Raw genomic sequence first — 13,307 nt, 5'->3', positions numbered from 1 at the left:
TTATCGCCCTATTGTGCTGTTATTGATGATCGCGTCAGAGGGGAATGCTGTCAATGCCGATATTGCGACGGCGGAGAAGTCTCCGGGGTACGGATACCGCTTGATCCGGCCAGCGATCCCGGCCGGGACAATCTACGCGGCGAAAGCATTGGTTTTCCCGGAGAGGCAGAACGGCGTATCTTTTCACACGAACAGCATCCGGCAATTCTCAAGGCATTCCGCCATACCGGACGCCCCCTGGGGATCATGATGACCATCCGCACATTCCTTTCACCGCGTCTCAGAAGTCTGGTCGGCGGGCGGGTGGCATCATGACCGGATCGGACGAGCCGTCCGGCACCGCCGGAACGCTGCCGCAATCGGTGCGACGCGACTTTTCCGCGATTGGATACAACGAGGCGATGCGGCGGGCGCGAGAGATCGTACCTGTTCTGCGAGAGCGCGCGCCGGCGTCCGAGGGCGCCCGCCGGTTGACCCGGGAAAACGAGCAACTCCTGCATGAAAGCGGGCTGTTCCGGTTTCATCAGCCAAAGAACTTCGGTGGCATGGAGCTCGACTTCGTCGCGGTCGTCGACATTCCGGCCGAGCTTGCACGCGGCTGCCCATCGACCGCGTGGAGTGTCGGCAACATGGCCTGTCACCACTGGATGCTGGGCTATTACGAGCCGGAAACCCAGCACGAAGTCTGGGACGCCAATCCGGATGCGCTGATCGCTTCATCGATCGCGCTCGCCGCCGGACGCGCGCGCAAGGTCGATGGCGGATTTCTGGTCAACGGCCGCTGGCCGTTCTCGTCAGTGGTCGACAATTCCGACTGGAACATGCTCGCCGTGTCGGTGTTCGGCGACGACGACAAGACGGCGGTCGATTGGCGGCTGTGCCTCGTGCCGAAATCAGACTACCAGATCATCGACACCTGGTACGCGATGGGCATGGCGGGCACCGGCAGCAAGGATGTTGCGGTCACCGATCTGTTCGTGCCGGAGCGCCGTGCGCTGGCGCTGCAGCTGACCCGCGGCGGCTATGCGCATCCGGGCGGCGCACTCAATCGCGGCCCGCTCTACGGAATTCCGCTGGTCGCCGCTTCGAGCCACCCGCTGGCGCCGGCCGCTCTCGGTGCCGCCGAGGGTGCCTACGACACCTTCGTGGGCGCGATGAGCAGGCGTGCGGGGACCTATACCGGCGCCAGGGTCGCGGATTTCCAGGCCGTGCAGATCAAGGTGGCGCGCGCGCGGTGCCTGATCGACTCCGCCCGCGCCTTCCTGCGCCGGTCGTCGATTGAATTCCACGACGCCGCGGCGCGCGATGAGCCGCCCGACCTGGAAACCAGGCTTCGCTTCCGCGCGCAATCCGCCTTTGCTGTCGGGCAGGCGCGCGAGGCGGTCGAGACGCTGTGGTCCTGCTACGGGGCGCAGGGGATCTACACGCACGATCCACTGCAGCGATATCTGCGCGACGTGCTCGCGATCAGCCAGCATTTCTCCTTCAACTTCGATATTGCCGGCTCGGCCTACGGAAGTCATGCACTCGGCGGTGCCTATTCAAGCCCGACGATGTGACCACCGGGACAGGCGCGCGCTCGCATGGGTCCATCGTGCGCCATTGCGATGGCGCTACGAACACCCGACCGGGATATGGCGCGCCTGCCGGCGCGCGTCTGTCCGTCATCCGGCGTTGCGCCTGTCCGCTTGACTACAGACCGGCCTCGATTGCGCGGAGCAGCCGGAAGCGCATCTGGCCATCGTTGCTTGCGAGCGAAATCACCACACGCACCCGACCGTGGTGCCTGGTATCGACATAGCCTGCGAGCGTACGGACTCCGTCCATGGTACCGGTCTTGCTCATGCCGCCATCCTGGCCGCGGAGCAGACCGGCATGGGGAGCAAAAAGCGCGAGCAATTTGGCAAGGCCGCGAGCGCCAAATCGGTTGTTGCGGCTGATGCCCGAGCCTTCTTCCAGATGGATATCCGCCGCAAGGCCCTGTGCGGCGAGCATCTCGTTCAGGACCTTGAGCGACTTGTCGAGACTGACCGGACCGCCCAGGCGTTTGGCGCCGACTTCCAGGAATACCTGGTTGGCAATGTAATTGTTCGAGGCGCGGAGCAGTTCGACGAGAATTTTCGATAGGGGACGGGACTGCCGGTGAACGTATATTGGCTTCAGGCCGGCGGGGACGGTTCCGGTCGATATCCCGCCCGTCACGCTGCCGCCGGCCCGCTTGATGAAAGCGGCGATCAACTCGCCGGCATATTGCAGGCTCACCGCGGGGTCCTGGCTCAGACTGATGCGCCCGCGTCCGTTCGGACCCCGCTCGCGGAATTGGGATATCGCGAGAGGCGTCATCGGGGTCTGTTTCTCGGCGGAGCGCACATTGTTGCCCTTGCGCACAGCGTTGACCGTGTTGAAGTTGACCGCCAGCGCGGAATTCAGCGCATTATAGGCTTCGTCGTTATCTTCGATGCCCGGGATTCGGAGGTCCGACGGGTAATAGCTCGCGTCCAGCACGATGCCGCTGATCGGCTTTGTCCCGATGATCGCGACCAGTTTCCTGGCAAGCGGTGCCAGTTCTTCGGAAATCAGGAAGGGATCGCCGCCGCCACGCACATACAGCACCCGGTTGTGGTCGAGGAAAAAGCCCGTCTCGAAGCGATAGTCGCCGCCGAGAACCTCCATCGCCAGCCATGCCGTCACGACCTTGGCGACCGAAGCCGGGACGAAGGGCTCATCAACGTTCTGAGCTATCAGTTCGTTGCCCCTGGCATCCGTCACGAGCACCAGGCCCGCCGGAGCCAGCCGCGCGATCGTCTGCTTGACGTCAGCCCGTGCCGAGACGGGCAGCAGCAACAAGACGAGGAGGATCGAGCGAACCCACATCGAGACTCCGGGGCGCACATGGGGGTTACGAGCTTCGGACATGGTCGTATCGCTCAGCGGTCAGGACGGCCGGAATGCCGGATTTTCGCCTTTTTGCACGCAGTGAACAATCAATCGATCGGACCGGACAGCCTAAGGCTCCCATCGTTCGCACAGACGTATACAGAAACCGTCATGAGATCGTAAACGGCGGTCCAACCGCTTTCGATCGGATCTACGCGGTTTCACCCCGCGGCCCCAGCGCGCGTTCTTCGGCGGCCTGCGCGGCGTCGATCGTTGGCGAGCCGCCAGTCGGTCAGCGCGACAATCCAGCGTGCAATATCGTCGCGGGCCGTCGCATTGATTTCGTCATCGTCGGTTCGCGGCCCAGGTAGATCGGCGCAGGCGCCATCGACGAGTGTCAGCATTCCTCGCATCGCGGCCGCGCCATAGGCATCCGCGTCGAGCCCCGGGAGGGGATGATCGGCGATACAGTCGAGACCGTCGGCGAAGGACGCCTCGAACGGCCGATCATCGAAATAGTATTGATCCGGCAGAACCTTGCGACGTCCGTGACGGATGTCTGATTTGTCTCGTTCGCAACAGCCATAAAATCAGACCCAGAGATATAATCACGCACAACCGGTGATCAGCCGCCTTCGATCCTTCGCTAACGTTCCACCTCGCATGCATTTGAGCGGTGATGAAGCCCGGGCACCGAAGGCAGGATCGCAAGCGGCGACAACGGGCTCAAGAGGGAGGAGCTTCACGATGCTTCGCATTTTGACGGGCATGCTGGCGGCGCTCGCAATCATGACATCGGGCGCGCTGGCCAAGGATACGATCAAGATCGGCCTGCTGGTGACTCAGGAAGGCGTGTTCACCGTTCCGGGGAACGACGTGATCCGGCTGTTCAAGATGGCACTTGCCGAACACAAGAACCAGGTTGCAGGCAAGAAGATCGAATGGGTACTGGGACCGAGCGACGCAACGCCCGATACCGCGGTGCGTCAGGCGCGCAAGCTGATCGAGCAGGATCAGGTCGACATCATCATCGGCCCGCTCTCCGGCTCCGAAGGCATCGCACTGCGCGACTATGCCAAGACCGTTCCCAACAAGACCATCGTCAACGGTACCTCGGCCGCGCTCGAAACCACCTGGGTGACGCCGGCGCCGAATTTCTTCCGTTTCAACACCGATGGCTCGCAATGGGGCTACGGCCTCGGCAAATACGTGGTCGACAAGAAAGGCTGGAAGAAGATCGCCACCGTGGCAGCCGATTATTCGTTCGGCTACACCAACTTCCTCGGCTTTGCGCTCGATTTCTGCAATGCCGGCGGTCAGATCGTCGCGCGTCACTGGACACCGCTCGGCAACTCGGATTTCGGCTCCGTGATTGCAGCTTTGCCGGACGACGTCGACGCGATCTATCTCGGCCTGGGCGCCACCGACGCGCTGAACTTCCTGAACCAGTATCAGCAGGCCGGCGGCAAGGCCAAGTTCATCGGCGGCTCGATCCTCGCCGACCAGAGCGTTCTGGCCGCCAAGGGACGCGCCAAGGAAATGCTGGTGGGCACGCCGATGTCCGGCTCACAGGCCGACGACTGGAACGATCCGAACTGGCAGGCCTTCGTGAAGCGCTACCGGGATGCCTATCCCGCCAGCGAGCGTTTCCCGTCTCCGTCGCTCTATGCCACCAACTACTATAATGCGACGAATGCGGTCATCAAGGCGCTCGATGCGGTCAAGGGCAATCTCGACGACAATCAGGTCGCCTTCCGCAAGGCGCTCTCCGAGGTCGTTCTCGATGCACCGAACGGGCGTATCAAGCTCGATCAGAACCGGCAGGCCATCGGTCCGACCTTCATCACCGAGGTGTCCGAAAACAACAAAGGAGAACTCTACAACAAGTTCGTGGGCAAGGTTGACGACGTCACCCAGACACTTGGCATGACGCCCGACCAGTTCAAGGCCATCGGACTTCCGGGACGCAATACGCCGGCCTGCAAGTAACGCGCGCGTCCTCGCTCCGGGGTTCGCGAGACGTCGCCACGCGCCGTGAGCGGAACTTCGGAAATCCCGGTGCGGGCCGACAACCCGCACGAAAGGATCGACTTCGCTGCTGGCTTGGCGGCCGGGGCTCCTGCGCGGAGCCCGGCCGCTTGGCAGGCCGCACGTACATTGAATAAGTCCCCGCCGGACGGGCATTCAGCGATGTCTCTGATCACTTATGTGACCAAGATCCACTTCGCCGACCACGTCCTGGAGGATGCTCTCGACGTTGAGATGGAACTGCTCGGCATATGTCGGCCACTTCTGATCGCCGACCGGTGCACGATGCAATCCGCGCAGGCCGGACGCTTGCACGCCGCCGTTCCGAAGCGCTGCCCGGCAACACTATTCATCTGCTCGGACTCCGATGCGACCGAGCCGGAATGCACCGAATTGACCGAGCTCTACCGCGCAGTCGAAGCCGACGGCCTGATCGGCATCGGCAGCGCCACGGCCATCGAGCTCGCAAAGGCAGCCGCGGTTCAGCTCACGCACGAAGGTCCGCTGCGCCAATACGCCGGTATAGAAGGTGGATTAACGCGCATCCGCAATGCGCTGCCGCCGATTATCGCGATACCCATCGCCGCCGGCGCGGGTTCGGAGGCCAGCGGAACCGCCGCCATCGTCATGAGCAGCGGTCCCAAAATGACGCTCGTAAGCCCGCTCCTGGTCCCCCGGGTGGCGATCTGCGATCCGACCCTGACATTGTCCCTGTCGCCCGCGGAAACAGCGTGCTCGGGCATGGACGCACTGACCCACTGCATCGAGACATTCATCACCACCAGTTACAACCCGCCGGCGGACGGCATTGCGCTGGACGGAGTCAGAAGGGCCGCTGCCAATCTCGAACGCGCTGTCTCCAACGGAATCGACATCAATGCGCGCCGCGAGATGATGGCAGCGGCGCTCAATGGCGCGCTTGCGCAGCAGAAGGGGCTCGGCGGCGTGCACGCCATGAGCTATGCGCTTGGCGGATTAAATGGCTACCAACTCGACCATGGCGCGGTGAATGGCATTCTGCTGCCGCATGTCCTCGAATTCAACGCGCCTGCCGTGGCTCATCGCTACGATGAACTGCGCAACGGAATGAATGCGCCGCGACGGATGAACCTGCCCGAGGCCGTGTTCCGCCTGCGGGAGCGCCTTGGTTTGCCGGCCACGCTCGGGGAGATCGGACTGAATTCCGGCGCTCTCTCACAGGCGGCTGACTACGCGGCTTGCGATTATGCAAACCGCACCAATCCGCGACGGGCCACCGCGTCCGACTATCTCAACATGATGACGGCTGCGCTCTGATCGTCAAATCGTGCCGATCCGATGCCGCATTGCAGCGAGACTCGACCAACAGAAGCGACCCTGTGCCGCTTGCGCATAAATTTGGCTCAGCTAGACTTCGGAAAAATTAGAAGAGTGCGGAAGGGAGGATCATGAGTACCGCACTCGCTGTGCATCACGGCGCGTTCGGTCGGGTTGCTTTGTACAAGCTCGACCGTTCGATGGCACTTCATGCCCATCGTGAGGGACACCTGATCTTCCATGTGGAAGGGCCGCCTGCCTCTGTCCGCATCGATGATGCGTTGGTCCCGCTCTCACCATCCTACGCTGCCGCGATCAGCCCATGGCAGCTCCATAACTATCAGTGCGAAGAACCGCGACACCCATCGGTCTCACTGGTGCTCTACATCAAGCCGGCCTGGTTTCTTGAGGCCAGCAGGCGGGCCAGCTCCTCGCTCCGCTTCGGACGCGGCGCGATCGAAGTTACCGAGCCGATCGGCAATCTGGTATGGCGCGTGACGGCTTGCATGCTCGACGACGTCGACGAAAACTATATTGCCGGTTATCTGTACGAACTGACTCAGCAATGCTTTGACCAGAGCTGGCAGTGGATCGACGATGGCATCCCCTCGGTTACGCGCGTACCGATGGTACGAGACTTCCGTGTGCGCAATTCGATCCGTCTGATGCAGCAGCGCGTTCAGGACGAGGTAGCACTCGACAAGATCGCACGCGATGCGGGCCTGTCGCGACCACATTTCTACAAGCTGTTTCGTCAGCAGGTTGGCATCACGCCCAACATCTATCTAAACACGCTGCGGATGGAGGCGGCGATCGCGCGTCTGACGACGAGCTTCGATCACGTCACTGAGATCGGGCTCGATCTCGGGTTTTCATCTCAGGCCAGCTTCACCCGATTCTTCATCGCGAATGTCGGGATCGCGCCCAGCGACTATCGGCGCGTCGTCCGGATTGCGGCTCCAAGCTGACTTATTGAGCCATTTCGCTACGGCAACAGACTGTCGGGTATGCGCGCGCGCAGCCGGGTAGCTAGGCTGCGAAGTCCTCAGCCGGCCGATTTCCGCTGCGGGCTGTTGCGGCTGCGTTGCAGGGCGCCACCACGCCGCATCGGATGGGTTGATCGCGCCGGGAGTGCCGAATGAGCAGCTTCGTTCAGCGCCATCCGGGCTGGACCGTGGCCGTGGCCGTGGCCGTGGCTGCCCTGCTCTGGGCGATCATTGCGCCGTGGTCGCCGGGCGTTGAGCAGGTGCTCGGCAGAAAGCGCATCTTCCTCAATGCGGTCTTTAACGGCATCACGCTGGGCGCTCTGTATTTTCTGGTCGCCAGCGGCTTCACGCTCATCTTCGGGCTGATGAAGAACGTCAACCTCGCGCATGGCTCGCTTTATCTTGTCGGCGGCTATATCGGCTACGAGTTCGCGGAAGCGACCGGGCAATGGCTGCTGGCTTTCATCGTGGTGTTCATCGCGGTGGCGCTGATGGGCATCATCCTGCAATACATCGTCTTCCGCCGGATGGAAGGCCAGGATCTGCGGCAGACCCTGGTCACCATCGGTCTGTCGGTGGTGCTCGCCGACATCATGCTCTGGATATGGGGCGGCCAATCTTATCAGATCCAGACGCCGCGGTGGCTCAGTGGCCCGACCACGCTTCCGATTGTCGCCGGAATGCGCAGTAACGGTGAGTTCGTGTATCTCACCTACCCGCTCGTACGGATCGCCATTCTGGTCGCGGCCATCGCGCTGGGAATACTGATGTGGGTGGCGCTCAACCGCACGCGCATCGGAATGCTCATTCGTGCGGGTGTCGACGATCGCGACATACTGGCGGCGTCCGGTGTACGGATCCAGTATGTCTTCATCGCGGTCTTCGCATTCGGAGCCGGGCTAGCCGGTGTTGCGGGAATCGTCGGCGGCACGTTCCAGTCGATCTCCCCCGGCGAGGATGTGCGCTTCCTGCTCGCCTCACTGGTGGTCGTGATCGTCGGCGGCATGGGCTCGATCCTTGGCGCCGCGCTTGGCGCTCTCATCATCGGCCTCGCCGAGCAACTCGGATCGGTCTATGCGCCGACCTATTCGGTGGTCTTCACCTTCCTGATCATGGCCTTCGTGCTGGCCTTCCGGCCGCAGGGCCTGCTTGGCAGCAGGCGCTGACATGACGATCGCGGAATCGAGGGAAACGCCGCTCGCAGCCGCGACGCCCCGTGTTTCGGGCGACACCTTCGCGTGGATACAGCAGGTTCCGCGCGCCTATTGGATCGTCGGTGCGCTGTTGCTGCTGATGCCGGCGATGGCCAGCGGCTTCGTGCTTTACCAGATCCTCGGCTGGGCGTTCATCCTCGGCATGATCGCACTCAGCCTGATGTTTCTGGGCGGGTATGGCGGCATGGTGAGCCTGGTGCAGATGTCGGTCGCCGCACTTGCGGGCTACATGGTGGCGATCCTCGGCACCAGCGGCATGCAGGCCATCAGCCTCGGTTGGCCGTGGTGGCTTTATATCCCGGTCGCGATCGTGATCGCAGCGCTGTTTGCAACGCTTGCCGGTGCGCTGGCGGTACGGACCGAAGGCATCTACACGATCATGATCACGCTCGCGATCGCGACGGCATTCTTCTATTTCACGCGTCAGAACTACACGATCTTCAACGGCTATAGCGGCTTCGCCAGCGTGGTGCCGCCACCATTGTTCGGCGTAGACTGGCGGCAACCGATCCCATTCTACTATTTGAGCCTGGCCTGCGCGACCGCCGCCTATTTTGCGGTCGTATACGTGTCGCGCTCGCCATTCGGTCTGGCGCTGCAGGGCATCCGCGACAACCCGCGCCGCATGGCCGCGCTCGGCTTCAATGTCGTCGCCCACCGCATTGCCGCCTACACCTTTGCAGGCGCAATCGCCGCGGTCGCGGGCATTCTGCTGGTCTGGCAGAACGCACAGATATCGCCGGGCACCGCCGGCATTGCCGCCGTCATCGACATTCTTGTCATCGCGATTGTCGGCGGCCTGAGCCGGCCGATCGGGCCTTTCATCGGCGCGCTCATCTACGTGATCGTGCGCACCTTTTCGCCGGACATCCTGGAAGGTGTCGGCCTTCCCGGTGAACGGTTCAAGACTCTGATCGGTCTCGTCTTCCTTGCTGTCGTTTTCTGGTCTCCGGACGGAGTGCTCGGCCTGTGGGACCGCTTCCGTAACCGGATGCGCAATCGCGCCAATCCCCTCCTTGGCAGCGGAGGCGGCACATGAGCATGCCCGCCGAGCGTCCGACCACGGACCGCCTGACCGGGACCGGGAGCGCACTGGAACTGCGTGGCGTGACCCGCATGTTCGGCGCCCTCGCTGCGCTTTCTGATGTCACACTAACCGTGAAGCCGGGTGAGCGGCGCGGCGTGCTTGGCTCCAACGGTGCGGGCAAGACCACGCTGTTCAACTGCGTGACAGGCGATTTCCTGCCGACCTCGGGCACGATCCGGCTGTTCGGCGAGGACGTCACCAACTTTCCACCGCACGAGCGCATCCGTCGTGGACTGCGAAGGACCTATCAGATTTCGCTCCTGTTCGGCGGTTTGAGGGTCCTCGACAATGTCTACCTTGCCTGCCGTGGTGTTTCGCGAGGACGCTTTTCGCTGCTGCGACCGCGCAGGAACGACGTTCTGATGCAATCCGCGGAGGAATTGGTCGCTGCCGTCCATCTCACTGCCGTGCGCGAAACCAGGGTCGCCGAACTCTCGCACGGCCAGCAGCGCCAGCTCGAGATCGCGCTCGCGCTCGCGGGTGCGCCTCGCCTGGTCCTGTTCGACGAACCGGCCGCGGGCCTGTCGCCAACGGAACGCTCCGAACTCGTCGAGATACTGACCAATCTTCCGCGCCACATCGGGTTCATCATCATCGAACACGACATGGATGTGGCGCTCCGCGTCGCCGAAAGCGTGTCGATGATGCATAACGGCCGCGTCTTCAAGGAAGGCCGGCCAGACGAGATCGAGAACGATCCGGAAGTGCAGGAGCTCTATCTGGGGACGGGCCATGGATAGACGTCACATGGCTGAACGCCGCCGCGTCGCCCCGGGCCTCGATATCGCAGGCCTCAACGTCTATTACGGTGCCTCACATGCGCTGCAGGGCGTCAACCTGACGCTCCAGACCGGCGTCCTGTCGGTCGTCGGCCGCAACGGCATGGGCAAGAGTACGCTGTGCAACGCGATCATGGGTCTCGTCCGGATCGAGAGCGGCTCCATCCGGTTCAACGGCGAGGAACTCGCCGGACGGACGCCGTCCGAGATTTCCCAGCTCGGCATCGGGTATGTGCCGCAGGGGCGGCGGCTGTGGCGTTCGCTCACCGTCGACGAGCATCTGCGGCTGGTCGGAGCCGGCCGCCGCGGTGCATGGACCATCGAGCGTATCTATTCAACCTTTCCGCGACTGGCGGAACGCAAGAACAACAGCGGCGGACAGCTGTCCGGCGGGGAGCAGCAGATGCTGGCGATCGGCCGCGCGCTGATCACCAATCCCAGGCTTCTCGTCATGGACGAGCCGACCGAAGGGCTCGCGCCCGTGATCGTGAGCCAGGTCGAGGACATGCTGCTTCGTATCGGCGAGCAGGGCGAAATCGACGTTCTTGTGATCGAGCAGAATATTCACGTCGCCACCACCGTGTCCGACCGCGTCGGCATCATGGTCAACGGACGCATCGGGCGGATGATCGATTCCGCACAATTGGCCGCGGACCGCGAATTGCAGCAGCGCCTGCTCGGTGTCGGCCGCCATGGCGAGGGCGAGCGCGCGGACGACAACACCGCAACCCTGGCGGCCGCCGATCCTGCGCCGCCGGCAGGTTTACCAACCAAGGTCTACATCGCCAATCCGGCAATCCCCAATCGCTGGACCAAGCCCGTGCCCGTTCGTCAGATCGAACAGGCGGCGCGAACCATCACCGGTGTGGTTTCCGGTGCGCGCGCGGTCGGACAGGAGTTGCATGCCCTCGCCTCCCCCGGCGAAAGCGTCGTCCTCGTCGTTGGCACGCTCGACACCAAGGGCGAAGAGCTTCGCTACATTCGCGACCTGATCCAGAAAGCCGAACTCGGCGTTCGCCTCGTGGACCTGTCGACGACCGGACGGCATACCGGTGCCGACGTTCCCGCGCATCAGGTCGCGGCCCATCATCCGCGCGGCGCAAGCGGCGTCTTCGTCGGAGATCGCGGCGAAGCCGTTGCAGCCATGACGCTGGCCTTCGAGCGCTGGATCGCGCGCCAGAGCGGCGTCGCCGGCGTGATCGCTGCCGGCGGATCGGGCGGCACGGCCATGGTCGCCCCCGGCATGCGGGCTCTCACCGTCGGCGTTCCGAAGCTCATCATCTCCACGATCGCGTCAGGCGATGTAAGCCGCTATGTCGGCCCTTCCGACATCATGATGATGCACTCGGTTGCCGACGTACAGGGGCTCAACTCGATCACCCGCGCGGTGTTGGCCAACGGCGCCAGTGCCATGGTCGGTATGGTGCAGGCGCGGCGAAACACGGCGGCCTCACGCATCAGAGCAGGTCGCCACGGCGGAACGGAGCATTTGCCCGCGGTCGGACTGACCATGTTCGGCGTCACCACGCCATGCGTGCAGCAGGTCACGGCCGCGCTGAAAGGCAAATATGACTGTCTCGTGTTCCATGCGACCGGCATCGGCGGCCAGTCCATGGAGAAGCTGGTCGACAGCGGGCTTGTGCAGGGCGTGATCGACATCAGCACCACCGAAGTCTGCGACCTCCTGATGGGCGGCAAGTTTCCGGCGACGGACGACCGCTTCGGCGCCATCATCCGTCAGCGCATGCCCTATGTCGGATCCTGCGGCGCGCTCGACATGGTGAATTTCGGTGCGCCGGACACGGTGCCGGAACGATACCGCGGCCGCCTGCTCTACCGTCATAACCCGCAGATCACGCTGATGCGGACCACGCCGGAGGAGAACGCGGCAATGGGCCGCTGGATCGGCGACAGGCTCAATCAGATGACCGCGCCGGTCCGCTTCTTCCTGCCCGAAGGCGGCGTCTCGATGCTGGATGCCCCGGGGCAGCCATTTCACGATCCGGCGGCGGACCAGGCACTGTTTTCAGCGCTGGAAGCCACGGTGCGGCAGACGCCAACGCGACAGCTCATTCGTCTGCCGCACCACATCAACGACACGGCATTCGCCGCCGAACTGGTGCGGGCCTTCCTCTCGCTGCATGGCGGCGGAAGACCGCAGCGCCGACAGGTCGTGAGGTAAGCCATGGCGATCGAACGGGCCGCCATCCTCGAACGGTTTCGCGACATGATCGATCGCGGTGTCCCGATCGTCGGCGGCGGCGCCGGAACCGGTTTGTCCGCGAAGTGCGAGGAAGACGGCGGCATCGATCTCATCGTGATCTACAATTCCGGACGCTACCGCATGGCCGGGCGCGGCTCGCTTGCCGGATTGCTGGCCTATGGCGACGCCAACCAGATCGTGCTCGACATGGCGCGCGAGGTGTTGCCGGTCGTCAAGCACACGCCGGTTCTTGCAGGAGTCAACGCAACCGACCCCTTCCGCCTCATGGATGTGTTTCTGGAGGAACTGAAACGCGTCGGATTCTCAGGCGTGCAGAACTTCCCGACCGTAGGGCTGATCGACGGCGTGTTCCGCGCGAACCTCGAAGAGACCGGCATGTCCTTCGGACTGGAAGTCGACATGATCGCGAAAGCGCGCGGCAGGGACATGCTGACGACGCCCTATGTCTTCAATGAGAATGAGGCCGCGGACATGGCGAAGGCCGGCGCCGACATCATCGTCTGTCATCTCGGTTTGACCACTGGCGGCACGATCGGCGCGCACACCGTGCTGAAGCTCGATCAATGTCCGGCGATGGTCGAGAGTTGGGCCGAGGCCGCCCTGAAGGTAAGGCGGGATGTCATCATTCTCGTTCACGGCGGTCCGGTCGCGATGCCTGCGGACGCCGAATTCATTCTGCGCAACACCGAAAACTGCCACGGCTTCTACGGCGCCTCCTCCATGGAGCGGCTGCCGACCGAGGTGGCGCTCACCGAACAAACCCGCACCTTCAAGCGGATCACAGGCAGGAAAGGAAGCCCGGCGTGACGCCCGACG

The 13,307-nt window shown here is 63.3% G+C and carries 11 protein-coding genes; 9 read left to right on the top strand and 2 right to left on the bottom strand.

Going from position 1 to position 13,307, the window contains the following annotated elements; genetic code table 11:
• Positions 1-311 precede the first annotated feature (311 nt).
• Positions 312-1,559 (top strand): acyl-CoA dehydrogenase family protein, encoded by a 1,248-nt coding sequence (locus tag AB7F49_RS01100; protein ID WP_428519402.1) that lies wholly within the window; start codon positions 312-314, stop codon positions 1,557-1,559.
• 133 nt (positions 1,560-1,692) lie between these two features.
• On the opposite strand, the gene AB7F49_RS01095 is transcribed toward AB7F49_RS01100, so the two are convergent.
• Both AB7F49_RS01095 and AB7F49_RS01090 read right to left on the bottom strand, forming a co-directional pair.
• Complete coding sequence (locus tag AB7F49_RS01095; RefSeq protein ID WP_428519400.1) at positions 1,693-2,916, bottom strand: D-alanyl-D-alanine carboxypeptidase/D-alanyl-D-alanine-endopeptidase; 1,224 nt, start codon at positions 2,914-2,916, stop codon at positions 1,693-1,695.
• A 182-nt stretch (positions 2,917-3,098) separates the two neighbouring features.
• On the bottom strand, positions 3,099-3,281 hold the full coding sequence (locus tag AB7F49_RS01090; protein ID WP_428519398.1) for a hypothetical protein: 183 nt from the start codon (positions 3,279-3,281) through the stop codon (positions 3,099-3,101).
• Between the two features lie 343 nt (positions 3,282-3,624).
• Between AB7F49_RS01090 and AB7F49_RS01085 the strand changes: the two genes are divergently transcribed.
• From AB7F49_RS01085 to AB7F49_RS01050, 8 genes are all read left to right on the top strand, one after another.
• Positions 3,625-4,866, top strand: a complete 1,242-nt coding sequence (locus tag AB7F49_RS01085; protein ID WP_428519396.1) for an ABC transporter substrate-binding protein — start codon at positions 3,625-3,627, stop codon at positions 4,864-4,866.
• Positions 4,867-5,067: 201 nt separating this feature from the next.
• Positions 5,068-6,201 (top strand): iron-containing alcohol dehydrogenase, encoded by a 1,134-nt coding sequence (locus tag AB7F49_RS01080; RefSeq protein WP_428519394.1) that lies wholly within the window; start codon positions 5,068-5,070, stop codon positions 6,199-6,201.
• A gap of 131 nt (positions 6,202-6,332) precedes the next feature.
• A complete protein-coding gene (locus tag AB7F49_RS01075; RefSeq protein ID WP_428519392.1) occupies positions 6,333-7,169 on the top strand; it encodes a helix-turn-helix transcriptional regulator in 837 nt (278 codons plus the stop codon).
• Between the two features lie 170 nt (positions 7,170-7,339).
• Positions 7,340-8,353 (top strand): branched-chain amino acid ABC transporter permease, encoded by a 1,014-nt coding sequence (locus tag AB7F49_RS01070; RefSeq protein ID WP_428519390.1) that lies wholly within the window; start codon positions 7,340-7,342, stop codon positions 8,351-8,353.
• A gap of 1 nt (position 8,354) precedes the next feature.
• A complete protein-coding gene (locus tag AB7F49_RS01065) occupies positions 8,355-9,440 on the top strand; it encodes a branched-chain amino acid ABC transporter permease (RefSeq protein ID WP_428519388.1) in 1,086 nt (361 codons plus the stop codon).
• A gap of 2 nt (positions 9,441-9,442) precedes the next feature.
• Complete coding sequence (locus AB7F49_RS01060) at positions 9,443-10,228, top strand: ABC transporter ATP-binding protein (RefSeq protein ID WP_428519470.1); 786 nt, start codon at positions 9,443-9,445, stop codon at positions 10,226-10,228.
• A 7-nt stretch (positions 10,229-10,235) separates the two neighbouring features.
• Positions 10,236-12,449 carry an ABC transporter permease gene (locus AB7F49_RS01055; RefSeq protein WP_428519386.1) on the top strand — a complete coding sequence of 738 codons (2,214 nt, stop codon included), beginning with the start codon at positions 10,236-10,238 and terminating at the stop codon, positions 12,447-12,449.
• Between the two features lie 3 nt (positions 12,450-12,452).
• Positions 12,453-13,298: a phosphoenolpyruvate hydrolase family protein gene (locus AB7F49_RS01050; protein WP_428519384.1), complete on the top strand. Its 846-nt coding sequence runs from the start codon at positions 12,453-12,455 to the stop codon at positions 13,296-13,298.
• Positions 13,299-13,307 lie beyond the last annotated feature (9 nt).

It is taken from the genome of Pseudorhodoplanes sp. (assembly GCF_050250235.1).
Lineage (GTDB): Bacteria > Pseudomonadota > Alphaproteobacteria > Rhizobiales > Xanthobacteraceae > Pseudorhodoplanes.
Note: the sequence above shows the minus strand (reverse complement) of the source record. Positions and strands in the feature narration are given on the sequence as shown.